Here is a 17,907-nt window from a genome sequence, read left to right as displayed (position 1 = left end):
AAAAGTTTAATACTTTGGGAAGCTTTTTTATTTAAAAAACGTATATTTGCAAAAAAGTAAGTTTTCAAACTAATGGAAATCAAATATACACCAGCTTTTTTGAGTAAAATAGAGGATATTTTTGCAGAATCAGATCATTTCTTACGTTATGAAAAAGGGAATTTTAAATCTGGATACTGCATTCTTAAAGAAAAAAAAGTTATCATTGTTAATAAATATTTTTCTTTAGAAGGAAAAGTAAATTGTTTAATAGAAATAGTAAAACAGATTGTTGTGGACACTCAAAAACTCTCTGAAAAAACAGCACAACTGTATGAAGGTTTGATTGCTAAAGAAATTATTACACAGGAATGATTAAAGTAACATTTTTAGGAACAGGTACTTCACAAGGCATACCCGTTATCACCTGCGATTGTGAAGTGTGTAGTTCCCAAAATCCTAAAGATAAAAGATTGCGTTCTTCAGTACTCATTGAAACTGAGGAAACAAACTTTGTGATTGATACAGGACCTGATTTTAGACAACAAATGCTTCGTGAAAAAGTGCAAAAACTTGATGCTGTACTTTTTACTCACGAACACAAAGACCATACAGCAGGTTTGGATGACATTAGGGCATTCAACTTTAAACAACAAAAAGATATGCCTTTGTATGGAACACATAAAGTTTTGAATCAGATCAAAAGTGAGTTTGCTTATATTTTTGCCGAAAAACGATACCCAGGAATACCACAAGTAGAACTTTGTGAAATTACAAAGAGTCATTATTTTCAGGTAGAAAATGTAAAAGTATTGCCTATAGAGGTTTTTCATCATCATTTACCTGTTTTGGGTTTTAGAATAGGAGATTTTACTTATATTACAGACGCAAATTATATAGCAACTGAAGAAATAGCGAAAATATATGGTTCTAAAGTATTGGTTATAAATGCCTTGCAAAGAGCAGATCATTTATCACATTTTAATTTAACTCAAGCCATTGAAATGGCGGAACATATTGGTGCAGAAAAAACATACTTAACACATCTGAGCCATAGAATGGGTTTACATGAAGAAGTAACGAAAGAATTACCTAAGAATATTGAAATAGCCCATGATGGCTTAGTTTTAGAAATAGATTCACAATAAAAATTTTATAAAAATCTGATTATGGTAAGCATGCAAGATTTAATTGCCTCATTTCCTGCTCAATTGAGCAAATCTATAGAAATTGGTCGCAATCAAAAAGTTACAAATCCAACAAACGAAATTAAAAATGTAGTCATTGCTGGTTTAGGAGGCTCTGGAATAGGAGGAAGCATTGTTGAAAGCATCATTATCAATGAAATAAAAGTACCAGTTATTATCTGTAAAACATACGATATTCCTGCTTTTGTGGGTAAACATACATTATTTATCGCATCTTCTTTTTCGGGAGGTACAGAAGAAACTTTGATAGCTTTGAGCCAAGTAAAAGATGCTAAAATTGCTTGTGTAACATCAGGTGGAGAACTTTTAAATATTTGCGTAGAAAATAACTACGATTACGTTCAAATCCCGAATGAAGCACCATGTCCAAGAGCATTTTTGGGCTATTCGTTTATTCAGGTTTTATTTTTACTTAAAAATTACGGCTTGATTAACGATAGTTTTGAGGCTGAACTTGAAAAAGCAGTAAAAGCATTACATGAAAAGAAAGAATTGATACACTTGGAAGCCAAGCGTTTAGCTGATATTTTTCGCGGAGAATTGCCCATTATTTATTCTGATACTCGTTTGCTTGCGACCATTACACGCTTCCAACAACAAATTAATGAAAATGCTAAACAACTTTGTCATATTAACCATATGCCCGAAATGAACCATAATGAACTGGTAGGCTGGCAGTTAGACAAAGAGGTGTATAAAAATACGGCTGTATTGCTTGTAAAAACAGCTTACGATAATCCTCGTACACGCTTACGTATGGATATATGTGAGGAAATCTTTTTGCAAAAAACGCCCAGTGTATTTTCGTTATATGCTGAAGGAGAGAGTTTTATAGAGCAAGTAATTTTCTTGATTAATATTTTTGACTGGGCTTCGTGGTATTTGGCAGAAAAGAATGGAGTGGACTCTTTTGAAGTCAATATCATCTCACATCTTAAAAATGAACTAGGCAAAGTGCCTCTGAGTTTATAATAAAAAAGCCACATTCAAGTGGCTTTTTTATTTTTTGAAACTGATTTCACTGAGTTTGGTAGAATACTCAATACGCTGATTATCTGATATATCCCAAATTTCCATTTTGATAGTAGGATTTTTTTCATCAGAAATGGTAAGTAGCCCAAAATGGTTTTCCATGATAGGTCCTTCGATTCGGTTTTTATTGGGTGTAGCAAAATGCCAAGTAGAAGAAAGTCCACTGGAAGTTATATCATAAATTGGGTATAAATCAGGATCTTGTAGCTTAGAAATTTCTGCATAATGTACATCTCCAGACATAAAAATAATGCCATTGGCTTTGGTTTTTTTGATGAGATTGAGCATTCTTTTTTGTTCATGTGGGAAATTAGCCCAAGCCTCATAACCATTCAATTCTATTCCAAATTGAGAACCAGAACCAATAATACGAATGTCAGCAGGCTTTAAAAGCTCTTTTTCAAGCCATTGCCATTGTTCATTTCCCAAAAAAGTAGAATCAGATGTTTGATAAGGTAAGTAATCGAAATCATAAAACTGATGCCTTTTTTCCTTCTTGAAAGAACTGTGATAAGGTATTAAATCATCTCGAAATGTCCTGTTATCCAATAAAATAACCTGTATTTTTTTATCTTGAAAATGATAGAAATAGGATGTATAAATGCCTTTGTGTTTTCTGCGTTCGGAGTTTTTTGGTTCTTCAAAAAAATCTAAAAAAATCTCTTTGGATTGTGCTTTAAAAGGATAATGCCTGCCTATATCATTTGCTCCATAGTCGTGGTCGTCCCAAGTAGCAATGATGGGTGTATTTTTCTTGAGATTCAAAAATGAGGATTTTCTACCCAATTTCTGATATTTAGCTTTGAGTGTATCCATGTTGTAGGTATCACCATAGATATTGTCGCCTAAAAACACAAACAAATTGGGACGATGTTTTACTACTACATCAAAAATAGGGAGTGAATGGTCTTGATGTCCACAAGAGCCAAAAGCTATTTTAAAAGTGTTGTTCTGAGAAAATCCTAATTGGCTAGAAATTAGCAAAAACAAGAAAATAATTTTACTTTTCATATTTTTTTATGGGTTTTGAGCATAAGCTAAAATTCCTTTAAAGTAAGCTTCTGCAATTTCTAATACTCTTGGAGAAGTATAAATATCACCAACTTTTAATGTTTTTTCATTCAAACGTCTGATTTCCTGTTCACTATCTTGTAAAAGACTTTCCCCATAACACACAATTCCTTCAATGGCTCTTGCAAGTAATAAATTACGGGTATATACGCCTTGTACGCCTGTATAAAGGCATTTATCTTGTAGATAATCTTGGTCATTAGCAAGAGACACAATAGGCACTTTGGCATCTTGCTGATGAAATTGAAGCACTTTTTGAGCCACTGAAATGGATTTTTCTGTATCTTGTGTACACATCAAACGGACAAAATCATCTAAGCTTTCTTCTTTAAGGTCTTCCAATTCAAAAGCTCCACCCACAAAAGCCATTGAAAAGTTTTTTGAAATAGGTTTATTCCAATTTGTATTTTTCTCATCTACATTGTAATGCATAATGAGGGTTAAATCAGGCTGAAAAGCATTGATTTTTTCTACTCGTTTTCTCAATTCATTTCTTTTGAACGAAACCTGAAAAAAAGTGTTTTGAGGAAGTGGCATTCTTGTTTTTTGACTCTTCATAGATTTTCGCATTTTTTGCTCAGCGTACATATGTCTATGAGTATATTCTTGATATTCAGATTTAAAAGTGGACTCAAAGGCTGTATATTCTGGCTTTGAACGGGTAAGCATTACGGTTGCACCTGCATTTGCAAGCTTTTCTTGCAGAAGTTTGGCTGTTGCCCAAGCCAAATGTGATTCCCAAAACTCAATTTGAGTACTATCAGAAAGCGTCATTTGTAGATATTTACCTTCTATTCTGGCTGTTTGCAAATCTCCTGCAAAATGTCCAGGGTCTAAGGCAATTTTCCAACCCAAAAGAGGTTTATTGGGAACAATTGAAAATTGTTGTAACAAAAGACGAGCTTTTTGTTGTTTTATTTTTATTGAATATAGATTTTCAATTTTTTGTAAGCTATCCCAGTTTACTAATATTTTCTTTTTAAAAACTAAGCCAGTTTCATTCACCTTGACTAAGTTAGAATCTTTAGAACTCAAAAGTAAATACTTTTTTATTTTCTGATTGTAGAGAGCTATTTTGGATTGAATATCTTGAGCCAAGCCAATAGAGTTAAAAAATAAAGAAAAACAAAAAATGAAAAGAAAACGCATAAAGTATAGTTATTTTAGCAAAAATAGCATTTTTTTATAGTTTTGCAGTGGATTATTTCTAAAAATCTATGAATTATCAAGAGGCAACAAACTACCTTATGCAACGCCTACCCATGTTTCAGAATGTGGGAGGAGCAGCTTTTAAAGCTGGTTTAGAACGGATTACATGGCTTTGTGAAGCATTGGGCAACCCACAAAATCAATTTAAAAGCATTCATATTGCAGGAACAAACGGAAAGGGGAGCAGTTCTCATTTTTTAGCATCTATCTTGCAAGAAAGTGGCTACAAAACAGGACTAACCACTTCTCCACATCTCAAATCGTTTACAGAAAGAATAAGAGTGAATGGCATAGAAATAGAAGAAAAAGCATTTGCTCATTTTGTAACACATAACCAAAAGCTAATTGAAGATTCTGAAGCCTCATTTTTTGAAGTGGGTATTGCTATGGCTTTTTGGTATTTTTCTGAAAAACAAGTAGATATAGGAGTTATTGAAACAGGTTTGGGTGGAAGGCTTGATGCAACGAATATTATTAAGCCTATTGTTTCTTTAATTACAAACATAGGTTTCGATCATCAGTCTTTTTTGGGAGATACTTTGCCCAAAATAGCCCAAGAAAAAGCAGGAATTATCAAAAATGAAACGCCTGTTGTAATTAGTGAACATCATTCAGAAACTAAACAAGTATTTTTAGATAAAGCAAGCCAAGAAAACGCTCCTATTTACTTTGCAGAGGACTTCTATAGAACTTTAAATCATAGTATAGAACAAAATATTTTAAATATTACGATACAAAACATAGAAAATCAAGAAAATAAAATGATTAAATCTGGTTTACTGGGCAATTATCAACTCAAAAACGTATTGGGCATATTGAAAACAGTAGATGTATTGAATGAGAAACGAATCTTGATTTCAGAAGAAAATTTACAGAACGGACTTAAAAATGTCATAAAAAACACCAATCTGAAAGGGCGTTGGCAAATATTACAACAGCACCCTTTGGTCATTGCTGATACGGCTCATAACACGAATGGAATAGAGGAAGTAGTAGAGCAAATATTACAAACACCTCATCAACAATTACACTTTGTTCTTGGCTTTATGAAAGATAAAGATGTAGATAAAATTTTATCATTATACCCTCCAGAGGCATATTTTTATTTCTGTAAACCCAATTTGCCAAGAGCTATGGATTTGTCAGTATTGGAGGCAAAAGCCGAAAAATTAAAAATCAAATATACCATCATAGAAGACGTAAATAAAGCATTGGAGCATGCTTTAGGACAGTCAGATGAAAATGATTTAATATTGATAGGAGGAAGCACATTTGTGGTAGCAGAAATTAAAAATCTATAATTCTTTTGATTTATGAAAATATACTCTACCTTTGTGGGAGTTATTTATTTATTTTAAAATTACAATGCAAAAAGGAAAAGTAAAATTCTTTAATGAAACTAAAGGTTTCGGTTTCATTAAAACTGAGGGTTCTCAGCAAGATGTGTTCGTTCACGTATCAGGTCTAGTTGATGAAATCCAACAAGATGACGAAGTAAGCTTTGAAATCGAACAAGGTAAAAAGGGCTTAATCGCTGTCAATGTTAAGTTGGTTAAATAAGAATATAGTCTAGAACTTCATTTTTATAATATACATCAACTTTCCGAAAATAGAGCTACATAAATAGCTCTATTTTTTTTATGTTTTTACATTTTTATTACATGCAAAAAATATACTTGTTAAATTAAAAATATTGTTTTAACTCAATCAATGATAGTTAGTAAGTTTATTTACTTGAAAAACTTACACATGTAAAACTCTTTTCAGTATAGTACGTACATATACACAAATAGTAAAACAAAAAGAACACTGAGTCTCATAAAAGTATAACACTAAAACTTTTAATTATCTATGAATCTCAGTATCAACGATATCGACAACCTGCTTTGGAGTTTTCAGAAGCACGTTCCAGAAGATAAATTAGGGCATAAAACTAAAGTACAATTGCTTAAAATAGCTCTTATGCAAGAAATGAATCTTCCTTCTACTCAAATGGAAGCACCAAAAGATCCTTTTTCTGTAAAATGGCATGATCTTTTTGAGACCAATACTACCAAATTGAAAAGTATATTTGGCAATTTGGGAGTAACAGAAGAACAAATAGAAGAAATTCTAAAAGAATACGGAAAGGTTACTCATCAAAGTATTTGGCGTAGAGCTTAATTTCATATATTATTTCCAAAAATTCCCACTTGCTATGAAGTTTGTGGGAATTTTTGTTTATATTCATAAGATTTTATTAAATTGCCATATAAGAAATTTTGACTTAATAATATAAAATTGCGTTGGTAAACTATGAATTGCTGGTTAATCAAATCCGAACCATTCAAATACAGTTGGGAAGATTTGGAAAAAGATACAACAACTTTTTGGGATGGTGTTCGGAATTTTCAGGCTCGTAATAACCTGAGAGCTATGAAAAAAGGGGATTATGCTTTGTTTTATCATAGCAATGAAGGGAAAGAAATTGTAGGAATTGCTCAAATTAGTAAAGAGGCTTATCCAGACCCTACAGATGAAACATGGGTACTTGTGGATGTTGTTCCTTACCAAAAATTGGAAAAAACAATCAGTCTTGAGACACTTAAACAACACCCTATTCTTAAGAATATGGCACTTGTACGCCAAAGTAGGCTATCTGTATGCCCAGTAACTCAAGAGGAATTTGAAATTATTTGTACGCTTGTAAATGCAAAAATTGAATAAAGTATATTATCTTTTAATTGCTTATTGGCTCTGCTTTGTCTTTTCTTATGCCCAAGATAAAGTCAAGAAAGATGTGTTTTTGCTTAGTTCGCCTAAAGTCGGCTTGCCATTTATTCAAAATTTTTCTCCTAAAAATTATCATGCTGGTGGACAAAACTTTTGTGTTTTACAAGATAAGAGAGGCATCATGTATTTTGGCAATAGTGAAGGTATTTTAGAATATGATGGAGCAACATGGAGAGTACTACCTTTGCCTAATCGCTCAGAAGTACATTCGTTGGCAACAGATGATGAAACAGGTGTTATTTATGTGGGTGGTCAAAAAGAATTTGGTTTCTTGACAACAAATACATCAGGTAGTTTAGAATATACTTCTCTTTTAAAATATGTAGATGAGAAATATCGTAGTTTTGGAGATGTTTGGAGCATTACACCTACAAAAAATGGAATTTATTTTAGAACAGCAAGAGCCTTGTATCGTTGGGAGAAAGAAAAACAAAAAATGAAAATTTGGGAGTTGGAAGGAGGGACAAATTGGGGCTATTGGGTCAATAATCGTTTCTTTATTTACTTCGAGAATAAAGGATTGTTTGAACTACAAAATGATGAAATTAAACCTATAAAAATTGGTGAAAAATTTAAAACAGAAGTAATATATGGAATAATTCCTTCTTCTAAAAAAGGAGAAATGATTTTGTTTGCGGAAAATACAGGCATGATGACTTGGGATGGTATCAATGAGCCAAAGGCTATGCAGAATGCACCTGTCAATGCTTTTGTTAAAAAACAAACACTTCAAATAAAAGTAATTAATTCAGAATTGATTGCCATTGGTACTCGTCGAAACGGGCTTATTCTTTGTGATTATCAGGGTAATATACAATATACTTTAAATATGAGCAAGGGTCTACAAGATAATTTTATGTGGGCTCTCTATTTAGATAATACTGGGAATCTATGGGTTGCTTTCAATAATGGTATATCTCTTATTGAAATTAACACACACTTTACTTATTACAACGAAAATGCAGGTTTATATGGGCATGTATATCAGATTTTACCCTACAAAAATTATTTACTAGCAGCCACTTCTGTTGGAACTTTCTATAAGCCATTATTACCTAAAAACGCTGAAGATAATAAATTTAAACCTATTACTAATATTAATACACAAACTTGGAAATTTCAACCAGTAGATGATGGAGTTCTAATTACAGCTAATAATGGAATATTTTTCCTCAAAGATACTGTTGCAACATTGATACCTGTAAATATTAAAGATGAAATCTCCACACCTAGAAGTTGGTTTGTAATGCCTATTCCAAACTATCCTGAAAACTTATTTATCAACACAGCATTAGGGCTTCTATTAGCAGAGAAAAAAGATGGAAAATGGCAAATTACAAAAAAAATAAAGGGGATAGCAAGGGAAAATCTTTTTTACATGGTAAAAGATGATAAAAACAATATATGGATTGATAATTATAGCAGAGGTGTTTTTTCTTTATATTTTCATAAACCAGATTCTGCGACACTAAAACTTTATGGTAAGAAAGATGGATTGCCTGAAGATGTGAAAAATAGGATTTTTAAGAATGATCATACTTGGTTTATATCTAGTAGTAAGGGAATTTTTACATTTAATTATACCAACAATATTTTTGAATATAATCCTCAATTAAGCCAACAATATTTTTCATCAAAAATAAATACAGAAGTCACTTTGACACGAAAAAATGCAATCAAAAATGAGGAATGGGTAGTTATTAATGAAGAAAATAAAGAATTCAAGAAAAAAACAAGGGTTTTTAGTATCCAAAATGGAAAACCCTCAGAGTATTATTTTTTTGGAAAAACAGATAAACTTACAATTCGTGACATTATAGGTGTAGATTCTATCACTTTTTTTGCAACTTCAGAAGGAGTTTATGAACACCACCATAGTTTACCACAAAACAATTTTGCCAATTGGAGAACATATATCAGACAAGTAATATGGAAAGACTCTATTCTATATAATGGTTCGGGTACACCCAAAATATTTACGTTGCCTTACTCCAATACCAATATCAATTTTGTGTGGGCTAGTACAGACTACTCCAACAATGCTTCTATGCACTATCAATTTATTTTAGAAGGCTTTGATAAAGAATGGTCTGATTGGAATATGAGTAGCTCCAAAAGTTACACCAATCTGCCTGAAGGGCGTTATACTTTTAGAATAAAAGCTCGTAATATTTATGGAAATATAGGCAATGAATCAACTTATGTTGTTGAAATACAACCCCCTTGGTATAGAACTATTTGGGCTTATCTAATGTATTTCTGCTTATTGGTGATTTTGATATTTCTTGTAGCACAAATATATGCTCGCAGACTCAAATGGCAAAATAAAAGGCTAGAGGCACTGATTGAAGAACGTTCTGCTGAAATTAGACATCAAAAAGAAGATATTGAAGCTAAAAATATTATTATTTCCAAACAAAATGAAGAACTCAAAAATACAAATTATTTATTAGAAAATAGAGTTCGAGAACGAACCACATCACTTGAAAGAGCCTACGAAGAATTACTTAGAATCAATAGAGAACTGGATAACTTTACCTATAGAGCAGCCCATGATATTAGAGGTCCAGTAAGCAGATTAATAGGGCTTTGTGTATTAGCTGAGATGGATTTAAAAGATAATGAAAAAGCTCTTAGTTATATAAATATATTTAAAGAAGAGGCCATAAATACACAAAATGTACTTGTTAAATTGGTTAGAGTTTATGAAGTAAAAGCTGCAAATGTTAGAATAGTATCGTTTAGTCTTTTAGACCTGATACATCAGGCAATCCAACAAGTAAAAGCGATGTATCCTGCTATTCACGCAGACATTGAGGCAAAGGTTGATTCAAAACTTTCTCATATTAAAACAGATCAGTATTTACTTTTACACTGTATAGTGAATATAGTAGAAAATGCAATGATATATAGCAAAGATATGCATAACAAAATTGTGGTGGAGGCAACATTGGAAAGTGAAAAGAAAGTAAAAATAAAAATTACAGATCAAGGTTTAGGAATTAATGGAGAAATTATTCCCAAAATATTTGATATGTTTTATAGAGGAACAGAACGCTCTAAAGGAACTGGTTTGGGACTTTATATAACACAAATAGCTATGGATAAATTAGATGGTAGCATCGAAGTAACAAGTGAAGGAACCAATAAAGGAGCAACATTTGTTTTAAATTTACCAATTCGGTAAATTTAAAGAGCATTTTAATTTTAAAGGCATCATAATCTGATGCAATAATACTTTTATGAAGGCAATTCTATTCTTTTTTTTATTTATATCATCCAATCTTTTAGCTCAAAAAATTACGCTAACAGGCAAAGTTGCTGACAATGCACAAGAGTCGCTTATAGGAGTAAGTGTATATCTTGCATCCAATAAAAAAATAGGAACTGTAACCAATGAAGAAGGTGTTTTTAGACTTACTTTTGACTATATAAAAGACTCACTAGTCATTGAATATGTGGGTTATGTTACTAAAAAAATAACTTTTACAAGAGCCGAAAAACAAAATTTTACAATCACTTTAGAAGAGGATAAAGGAGAGATAGAAGGTATTTCGGTTACCCCTGGAGAAAATCCTGCATGGGCTATTATCCGAAAAGTTATAAAAAATAAAGATAAAAATGATAAAAGAAGCCTACAAGCCTACGAATGTGATACTTATAACAGAATTGAGGGGTATGTAAATAACAATGAAAAAGGTTTGAGCAATTTGCGTGTCATGAAAGATATGACAAAAGTAGCTGAAAAAACGCCAGCTCTCAGAGATAGTAAAGGAAAAGTAATAGTTCCTATCCTTGTTAGTGAAAGTTTCTCAAAATATTATTACCAAGGTAAACCCGAAAAAGAAAGAGAAGATGTAAAAGCCACCAATCTAACAGGTTTGGGGCTTGAGGATGCTCAAGGATTTGGACAAATACTCACAGGAGGTAAACTTAACGAATACAATTTTTATCGTAATCAAATGAATATTTTGGATAAATATTTTACTTCACCTATTGCAGATGGCTGGCGTTTAAAATATGATTACGATTTAATGGATAGTGTTTGGGTAGATAAAGACTTCTGTTATGTGATTAATTTAGTGCCTCGTAGTGAACAAGATTTGGCTTTTGTAGGTAAAATGTGGATTACCAAAGAAGATTATGCCATCAAGAAAATAGAGGTTGAGATGAACCCTAAAGCCAATATCAATTTTATTAAAAATTTGAAAATCAAGCAAGAAATGGAACGTACCCAACAAGGAGCTTGGGTGCCTAAAAATATAGATTTTCAGGTGGAAATATCAGATTTTTCAGAGTTAATACCCAATATCTATGTGCGTGCCAAAACAATGCATCAAAACTATATTATTAATCAACTCAAAGAAAAAGAGTTTTATAATACTTTGCCACTTCCTCCAGAAAATGAGGTGAAAGATGAAAAATACTGGTTAGAATATAGAAAAAATGATAGCACACTTACTTCACAAATCAATGTTTATAAGATTATAGATTCACTCAAAACTATTCCGTCTGTAAAAAGATATACAACGGCTCTAATGGTACTCAGCACAGGCTATTACGAAATGAATGGATTGGATTTAGGACATTATGCTCGTTATTATGCATGGAATGATATAGAAGGGCATAGACCAGGCATGGGCTTTAGAACAAATTATCTTTTAAGCAAAAATTTTACACTCAAAGGACGTTTGGGATACGGTTTTACGGATAAAAAACTAAAATACCATGTAGAAGTGAGTCAAGTAGTTTCTCGAAAAAACTTTACACAAGTTGGTATCAAACGAACTGAAGAAATAGAACCTACCATTCAACTCAATACTACAGACCCACTTCCAGAACTTTTTGTAGCTTCTAATAGGTTTTTTACTTTGTCAACGAGAAAACCTTTCATGAAAAAAGAAACTATTTTATGGGTTGAAAGCAAAGTAAGTCCTTCATTGACAGAGCGTTTATATTTTCAAAACAGAACTTTGATTCCTGTACACCCTTTTGCATATCGAGTAGATGCAAATTCAGATTTACAAACTAATATCACAGTCTCAGAAATGATATTACAAAGTTCTTTTCGTAAAGGAGGAAACAGAGTAAGACTATTAGATAACAGCGAAATCAATTTGGGTGGAAGTGGCACTCCTCGTATTACTTTTACAGGAATGTTTGGTTTTAAAGGTATTGCAGGAGGGCAATTTAATTATCAAAGAGTTTCTTTGGATATTTCACAATATAATGCTCGTGTATTTGGAATAGGACATGCAAATTATGCTATCAATGCAGGCTATATTTTTGGTAAACTACCCTTTCCGCTCTTACGTGTACACTTAGGCAATAATACGCCTATCATGATAGAGAGGGCTTTCAACCAAATGAATGGCTTCGAGTTTGTAAGTGACCATTATGTTGCCTTACATTATGCTCACTTTTTTGAAGGTTTGTTTTTCAATAGATTACCATTACTCAAAAAAGCTAATAAATTCTTGGATTGGAGACTTGTTTTAAGCTTAAACGCTGTTTATGGAGGAATGAGGGATGAAAATAAAGCAATGCTTTCTAATGTAGATATACAAGGTAACACAATTGAACCTATACAAAGTTTAGATTATAAGAAGCCTTATGTAGAAGTAGGTTATGGGGTAGATAATATTCTTAAATTTTTTAGAGTGGACTTTTTTCATCGTCTTACTTACTTGGATAGACCTAATGCCAAGCCTTTTGGGATTAAAATTTCAGCTCAAATTAAATTATAGTTTTGAATATTCTTAAGAAAATTATTGCTTCTATCCTTATAGGGCTTGTTCGTTTTTATCAAATGGCAATATCACCGCTATATCCTGCTACTTGTCGTTATACACCTACTTGTTCGCAATATATGATAGAAGCTATCAAAGAGCATGGAGTATTGAGGGGGGCTTGGTTGGGATTAAAACGCATAGGAAAATGCCATCCTTGGGGTGGAAGTGGTTATGATCCTGTACCTAAAAAAGAAAAAAAAGATAAATAAATTATTTTTGAGCCTCAAAATATCTGTTTTTATAAAATACTATTATATTTACATCCTAAGACAGTTTTATACTTAAATCAAAATTATGCAAGATGAATCGCATCCAGAACAATTCTATGTAGCCATAGATGACGATGCTATTAATAATTTAGTTTGTCAAAAAGTAATACAAAGAATGAATCCTAATGCTGAAGTATTGTGCTTTACAAGTCCTGCAAAAGCATTAGATTATTTAGTTAATACAAATTATAGAACCCCCGATTTAATTATTTTAGACATCAATATGCCTGAAATAGATGGATGGGAGTTTTTGAATCGCTATCAGAAATTAGAAAAGCCTGCTTCTGTTGTAATGTTATCATCTTCTAAAGATGAGTCAGACATCAAAAAATCACGGACATACTCTATTGTAAAAGGTTATATTGAAAAGCCTTTGAATATAGAGAAATTAAAAGCATTTGTCTGAATTTTTTAAACTCTATTGTCAATTATAATTAAAAATAAAGGTATTTTTTTGTTTTCTATATGATTTTTTGTATCTTTTTATTAAGAAATACGTATAAAATATTATTTATATAAACAATGCAATTAACTATGCCTTTATGAATTTTATACAAAATAAAAAGCTGTTTTTTATGATTATAGACGATGATAAATTGAATAATATCATTTGTCAAACTATCATAGCAAAAAACTATCCTCAATCTACTTATCTTTCATTTATAGACCCCAATGAAGCTCTAGAATATCTTCAGAATACTGTAAATAAACAACCTGATGTGATTTTTTTAGATATTCACATGCCTTATGTAGATGGGTGGAAATTTTTAGAAAATTTCAAAAAGTTAGAGATTTCAAGAAAAGCTTATATAGTTATAATTTCCTCATCCATTAACGAAAGAGATATACGCAAAGCTTCTGAACATCCATTGGTAAAAGCCTATATTGAAAAACCTATTGTCATAGATAAAATCAATCAAACCTTAAAAGATTTACTTGAATGATATAATTGCTTGATATATGACTCATAACAACTCCACAAGAGAGAATCCATAAAAAGAATATACTTATAGAAAAACAGCTATCTCTAACAAAATAAACAGAGGTTTAATTTAAGTTTTTTAACTCTAAAGCCTGTTTTTTTAATTCTTCATCCAAACCATGTTGATGAATATACTCTAAATCTGGCTCATAGATTCTTGTTATCTGAATAAGCTTATTCCATGCTTTCAAACGAAGCTCTTTATCAGGGCAATGGCATGAAATATCTCGATATACAGAGCTATCTTGTTTACGTTTGAGAAGTCTTTTGGTAGCTTCTATCTTATAATCATGGTTGGAGGCTTTACTAACAATGGCTATTAAGGGCAATGTGTCTTTTGTATTCTGTTCAAGAATTCTTTTAGAAGCCTCTAAAATATTACTTTCTACATGGCTGTTAGCAACAATGTAACCCAAATTGGCTACATGAGGGTTGAGAGGTAATAACAGACTTCCTATTTCATCTCTTATTTTTTGATATTTACAAAAAACTAATATATGAGCTAAATCACCTTCTGAAAAAGGCATTTTTTTGAACATTTCCCAGAAAGTATCTAAAAAAGGCAAATAAACTTTTTCATCATAAGTATAGCTTTTAAAAATATGGGAGTAGTCATTTATACTCAAATCTGATTTTAATAGCTTTTGAACGACTTTTTCAGCAATATGTGTGTGATGAGAAAACAAAGAAGCTGTAATCAGTATAGAAATCTTGTTGTCGCTTTTTTCAAGCATTTTTTCAATAGCTTCATCTCCAACAACTGTTCTTGTACTAGATAGAAGAATGTCTTCTAATTCATCAGTAGAAGGATTCATTTTTAAAAGCTTTCTAGCAACTTCAATACGTAAATCTTTAGATGCACTTCTCACAAGAATTATTAATTCTTGTGAAGTCAAATCCATTTTAAAGAGTTTTTGACTAGCTAAAATTTCTAAATTTTCTGGATACCTAATATTTTTAACAAGAATCAGTAATTGTTCTTTGGAAAGGGAATTGATAAAAATTTCTTCCCAGTTGGGTGCTTCTTTTAGAGAAATACCCAAAAACTCTTTTATCTTTTTAAAAACAGACATTTACAACTTATCTAAAAACCTTTCCATTTGACGTTGTAAATCTTCAGCTTTTTGAGCTGATTTTTTAGCAAAATCTTTTTCGTTGGAGGCATAAATAATCTCTCGAGAAGAATTTACAAGCAAACCTACATGACTATTCAAGCCATATTTGGATACTTCCTCAAGACTACCACCTTGAGCTCCTACACCAGGAACTAAAAGAAAGTGATCAGGGGCTAATGCTCTGATTTCTTGTAGTTTTTCAGCTTTGGTTGCACCCACCACATACATCATTTGGGTTTCGTCCGCCCACATTTGCGATTTTTTAATGACTTCCTCAAATAACAAACCCTCCTTTTGTAAAGGAAGTTGTTCAAAATCCTGACTGCCTATATTAGAAGTAAGGGCTAAAAGAATTACCCATTTCCCATTAAAATCTAAAAAAGGTTTTACAGAGTCTTCACCCATATAAGGAGCAATCGTAACAGCATCAAAATTCATTCGTTCAAAAAAAGCTTTGGCATACATCGTTGAAGTATTACCAATATCACCTCTTTTGGCATCAGCAATATTGAATGTATCTTTTGGTAAATATTCTATGGTCTTTTGAAGGCTTTCCCAGCCTCTTGCCCCTAAAGCTTCATAAAAAGCTGTATTGGGTTTGTAGGCAACAGCAAAAGGATAAGTGGCATCAATAATTTGCTTGTTGAACTCAAAAATAGGATCTTCTTCAGAAAGAAGGTGAGGAGGGATTTTTGATAAATCTGTATCTAAACCAACACATAAATAAGATTTCTTATTTTTAATATTTTGATAAAGAGATTGATAATTCATTTTTATATAATGGGTTAAAGTATAGGTTTCCTATACTCTTGTTGCTAAAAAATTAAACAATAATTTTATACTTACTTTATAATTTCATACAAATCTTTGATTTGCATAAAGTCATGATAACTCTGTGTATAATTGTTTTTTCTCCAGTTATCAGTCTGAGTGGTCAGTTCTAATGGTATTTTACTGAAGGCATTGATGTCTATTCGATGTATTACGCTTTCCAAAAAGTTAAAAATTTCTTTTGCATGACTATCTTGCGTCAGAATTTCTAATAAACCCTCTAGAATATATATAGAAAATTTCTCCGACCATTTCCAAGCACTTGAATGTTCCTTTAAAACGTCTCTAAGAGCGTATCCATCTGCACTATTGAGCTTGATGTATTTGATATAAATTTCCTCAATTTCTTTGGGACTGTGTAAGAAAAATAATTTGCTGATAGAATTTTCTTGAATTTTATAAACATCTTTGAAATAATCAATCCAAGCCTTAGCCCAAGCTTCATTCCTAAAATTCCAAGAAGAGTCAGCAATGGCTCTTGTATAGAGGGCTAAAGTCTCTTTTTTGACTTTACGAATAAGTGTTTCGTTGTTATTGAACTGATGTAAAATCTCTCTTTTATCTAAACCTAAATGCTTCTCAATATTATCAAGTGATGTAAGGCGTAAAAGCTCAAAAGCCCAAGCTTCTATATCGTTATACCAAGTAGTGTTATAACTTTGCTCAATAAGTCCTAAACGTTCCCACATGACTTCCTTACAAAAGAAATCATCTTCTTTTTTAGGGAGTTTAAAAGCTATTTTTTCTTTATCTAAAATGATGTATTTTTTGAATTTATCCCAAATTTCAATACTCAAAGCAGAATTGGGTATGCAGAGTAAAAAGGCAATAGCTTTTTTACGTAATTCTTGCAATTGAGCGTTGGTTGTAAGTTTTTTCTGATTGATTTGTTCTATGACATTCACCAAAAAAGACTCATCATCTTTGCTTAAATTTTCTTCTAAAATAGTAAGGTGAAGATTTTTATCTTGAGTGTTGAAATTATCCCAAGCTTCCACAAGCATTTCTCTTGCTTTTGTAGGGTTTTCTTTACGAGTAGCAACAAGCTGATTATACAAAGATATTTCTAAATCCTTCTCATAAGCATTTTGCCATTGTGTATTGAACTGAATAAGCCACTTACCTCGATTACCCACCACAGACAAAATACGTTTCATCATGGCTGTACTTTTATTTTTTATACCCATATTTAGTAAACGTACCAAATATTTTGGAGGAACAATCTGATTATCAGCAATACACAAATCAAGAAGTTTATACCAAAAATAAAAATGGGTAGCTTTTGCTTCTAATAACTTTCTAAATGCTTGTAATCTTGTATCAGATATATAAACTTGCGTTTCTTCAGTGGCAAGAGCATTTTGTGGCAAATCGGTCATAATCTCCAAATTACCACCTTTATAATATTGATTGAGCAAAGCTATAGATTGAAAAAAGAAGGCTTCTTTTTCAGTTTTATTGAGTTTAGCTGTTATATCTTGTATGCTTTTGGGCAAAGATTGTGTACTCAATTCTTTTTTTTGAGTTCCCAAAAGGGCTGTATTGATAATTTCTTCGTTGAATTTCATAACATCAATTTACAATGAGCATTGAACAATAAACAATATTTACTATCAAGAAATCAATTCTAAAGGTCTTTTTTCTGAT

At 31.7% G+C, this 17,907-nt stretch carries 17 protein-coding genes; 12 read left to right on the top strand and 5 right to left on the bottom strand.

The genetic code is table 11. The features are described 5' to 3' along the window. Positions 1–72 precede the first annotated feature (72 nt). From AD998_12420 to AD998_12410, 3 genes are read left to right on the top strand one after another with little or no spacing between them, the layout of a single operon-like run. Complete coding sequence (locus AD998_12420) at positions 73–354, top strand: hypothetical protein (protein ID KOY86838.1); 282 nt, start codon at positions 73–75, stop codon at positions 352–354. Further along, positions 354–1,127, top strand: a complete 774-nt coding sequence (locus AD998_12415; GenBank protein ID KOY88185.1) for a hypothetical protein — start codon at positions 354–356, stop codon at positions 1,125–1,127. Before AD998_12420 ends, AD998_12415 begins: the two co-directional genes overlap by 1 nt. Positions 1,128–1,148: 21 nt before the next feature. Beyond that, positions 1,149–2,159: a hypothetical protein gene (locus AD998_12410; GenBank protein KOY86837.1), complete on the top strand. Its 1,011-nt coding sequence runs from the start codon at positions 1,149–1,151 to the stop codon at positions 2,157–2,159. A 27-nt stretch (positions 2,160–2,186) separates the two neighbouring features. On the opposite strand, the gene AD998_12405 is transcribed toward AD998_12410, so the two are convergent. Both AD998_12405 and AD998_12400 read right to left on the bottom strand, forming a co-directional pair. After that, positions 2,187–3,203, bottom strand: a complete 1,017-nt coding sequence (locus AD998_12405) for a hypothetical protein (protein KOY88184.1) — start codon at positions 3,201–3,203, stop codon at positions 2,187–2,189. Positions 3,204–3,236: 33 nt separating this feature from the next. Continuing rightward, positions 3,237–4,439 carry a hypothetical protein gene (locus tag AD998_12400; GenBank protein KOY86836.1) on the bottom strand — a complete coding sequence of 401 codons (1,203 nt, stop codon included), beginning with the start codon at positions 4,437–4,439 and terminating at the stop codon, positions 3,237–3,239. A gap of 68 nt (positions 4,440–4,507) precedes the next feature. On the opposite strand from AD998_12400, the gene AD998_12395 reads away from it, so the two are divergent. The 9 genes from AD998_12395 (at position 4,508) to AD998_12355 (ending at position 14,276) form a co-directional block, all read left to right on the top strand. Continuing rightward, entirely contained in the window at positions 4,508–5,800 is a 1,293-nt protein-coding gene (locus tag AD998_12395; GenBank protein ID KOY86835.1) for a hypothetical protein, read from the top strand. Between the two features lie 64 nt (positions 5,801–5,864). Beyond that, on the top strand, positions 5,865–6,059 hold the full coding sequence (locus AD998_12390) for a cold-shock protein (GenBank protein KOY86834.1): 195 nt from the start codon (positions 5,865–5,867) through the stop codon (positions 6,057–6,059). A 291-nt stretch (positions 6,060–6,350) separates the two neighbouring features. Further along, on the top strand, positions 6,351–6,662 hold the full coding sequence (locus AD998_12385) for a hypothetical protein (protein KOY86833.1): 312 nt from the start codon (positions 6,351–6,353) through the stop codon (positions 6,660–6,662). A 132-nt stretch (positions 6,663–6,794) separates the two neighbouring features. Beyond that, a complete protein-coding gene (locus AD998_12380) occupies positions 6,795–7,205 on the top strand; it encodes a ubiquinol-cytochrome C reductase (protein KOY86832.1) in 411 nt (136 codons plus the stop codon). Next, positions 7,189–10,458: a hypothetical protein gene (locus tag AD998_12375; GenBank protein KOY86831.1), complete on the top strand. Its 3,270-nt coding sequence runs from the start codon at positions 7,189–7,191 to the stop codon at positions 10,456–10,458. Before AD998_12380 ends, AD998_12375 begins: the two co-directional genes overlap by 17 nt. Positions 10,459–10,513: 55 nt before the next feature. Continuing rightward, positions 10,514–13,018 (top strand): hypothetical protein, encoded by a 2,505-nt coding sequence (locus AD998_12370; GenBank protein KOY86830.1) that lies wholly within the window; start codon positions 10,514–10,516, stop codon positions 13,016–13,018. 62 nt (positions 13,019–13,080) lie between these two features. Further along, a complete protein-coding gene (locus AD998_12365) occupies positions 13,081–13,272 on the top strand; it encodes a hypothetical protein (GenBank protein ID KOY88183.1) in 192 nt (63 codons plus the stop codon). Positions 13,273–13,357: 85 nt separating this feature from the next. Continuing rightward, positions 13,358–13,738, top strand: coding sequence for a hypothetical protein (locus tag AD998_12360; GenBank protein ID KOY86829.1), 381 nt, complete (start codon positions 13,358–13,360; stop codon positions 13,736–13,738). 145 nt (positions 13,739–13,883) lie between these two features. Next, positions 13,884–14,276 (top strand): hypothetical protein, encoded by a 393-nt coding sequence (locus AD998_12355; GenBank protein KOY88182.1) that lies wholly within the window; start codon positions 13,884–13,886, stop codon positions 14,274–14,276. Between the two features lie 103 nt (positions 14,277–14,379). Here the strand turns inward: AD998_12355 and AD998_12350 are convergent, their stop codons facing one another. From AD998_12350 to AD998_12340, 3 genes are all read right to left on the bottom strand, one after another. Then, positions 14,380–15,387, bottom strand: a complete 1,008-nt coding sequence (locus AD998_12350; GenBank protein KOY86828.1) for a hypothetical protein — start codon at positions 15,385–15,387, stop codon at positions 14,380–14,382. Beyond that, positions 15,388–16,200 carry an orotidine 5'-phosphate decarboxylase gene (locus tag AD998_12345; GenBank protein KOY86827.1) on the bottom strand — a complete coding sequence of 271 codons (813 nt, stop codon included), beginning with the start codon at positions 16,198–16,200 and terminating at the stop codon, positions 15,388–15,390. A gap of 71 nt (positions 16,201–16,271) precedes the next feature. Next, the gene (locus AD998_12340; protein ID KOY86826.1) at positions 16,272–17,828 is read right to left on the bottom strand and encodes a hypothetical protein; all 1,557 of its coding nucleotides are present in this window, start codon (positions 17,826–17,828) and stop codon (positions 16,272–16,274) included. Between the last annotated feature and the right edge of the window lie 79 nt (positions 17,829–17,907).

It is taken from the genome of bacterium 336/3, from assembly GCA_001281695.1.
Taxonomy (GTDB): Bacteria; Bacteroidota; Bacteroidia; order Cytophagales; family Thermonemataceae; genus Raineya.
Note: the sequence above shows the minus strand (reverse complement) of the source record. Positions and strands in the feature narration are given on the sequence as shown.

What these genes read in the sequence shown, in the direction of transcription:
- AD998_12420 (KOY86838.1), top strand. Translation starts at nt 73, where the DNA reads ATGGAAATCAAATATACACCAGCTTTTTTGAGTAAAATAGAGGATATT.
- AD998_12410 (KOY86837.1), top strand. Translation starts at nt 1,149, where the DNA reads ATGGTAAGCATGCAAGATTTAATTGCCTCATTTCCTGCTCAATTGAGC.
- AD998_12400 (KOY86836.1), bottom strand. Translation starts at nt 4,439, where the DNA reads ATGCGTTTTCTTTTCATTTTTTGTTTTTCTTTATTTTTTAACTCTATT.
- AD998_12395 (KOY86835.1), top strand. Translation starts at nt 4,508, where the DNA reads ATGAATTATCAAGAGGCAACAAACTACCTTATGCAACGCCTACCCATG.
- AD998_12390 (KOY86834.1), top strand. Translation starts at nt 5,865, where the DNA reads ATGCAAAAAGGAAAAGTAAAATTCTTTAATGAAACTAAAGGTTTCGGT.
- AD998_12385 (KOY86833.1), top strand. Translation starts at nt 6,351, where the DNA reads ATGAATCTCAGTATCAACGATATCGACAACCTGCTTTGGAGTTTTCAG.
- AD998_12380 (KOY86832.1), top strand. Translation starts at nt 6,795, where the DNA reads ATGAATTGCTGGTTAATCAAATCCGAACCATTCAAATACAGTTGGGAA.
- AD998_12375 (KOY86831.1), top strand. Translation starts at nt 7,189, where the DNA reads ATGCAAAAATTGAATAAAGTATATTATCTTTTAATTGCTTATTGGCTC.
- AD998_12370 (KOY86830.1), top strand. Translation starts at nt 10,514, where the DNA reads ATGAAGGCAATTCTATTCTTTTTTTTATTTATATCATCCAATCTTTTA.
- AD998_12365 (KOY88183.1), top strand. Translation starts at nt 13,081, where the DNA reads ATGGCAATATCACCGCTATATCCTGCTACTTGTCGTTATACACCTACT.
- AD998_12360 (KOY86829.1), top strand. Translation starts at nt 13,358, where the DNA reads ATGCAAGATGAATCGCATCCAGAACAATTCTATGTAGCCATAGATGAC.
- AD998_12350 (KOY86828.1), bottom strand. Translation starts at nt 15,387, where the DNA reads ATGTCTGTTTTTAAAAAGATAAAAGAGTTTTTGGGTATTTCTCTAAAA.
- AD998_12345 (KOY86827.1), bottom strand. Translation starts at nt 16,200, where the DNA reads ATGAATTATCAATCTCTTTATCAAAATATTAAAAATAAGAAATCTTAT.
- AD998_12340 (KOY86826.1), bottom strand. Translation starts at nt 17,828, where the DNA reads ATGAAATTCAACGAAGAAATTATCAATACAGCCCTTTTGGGAACTCAA.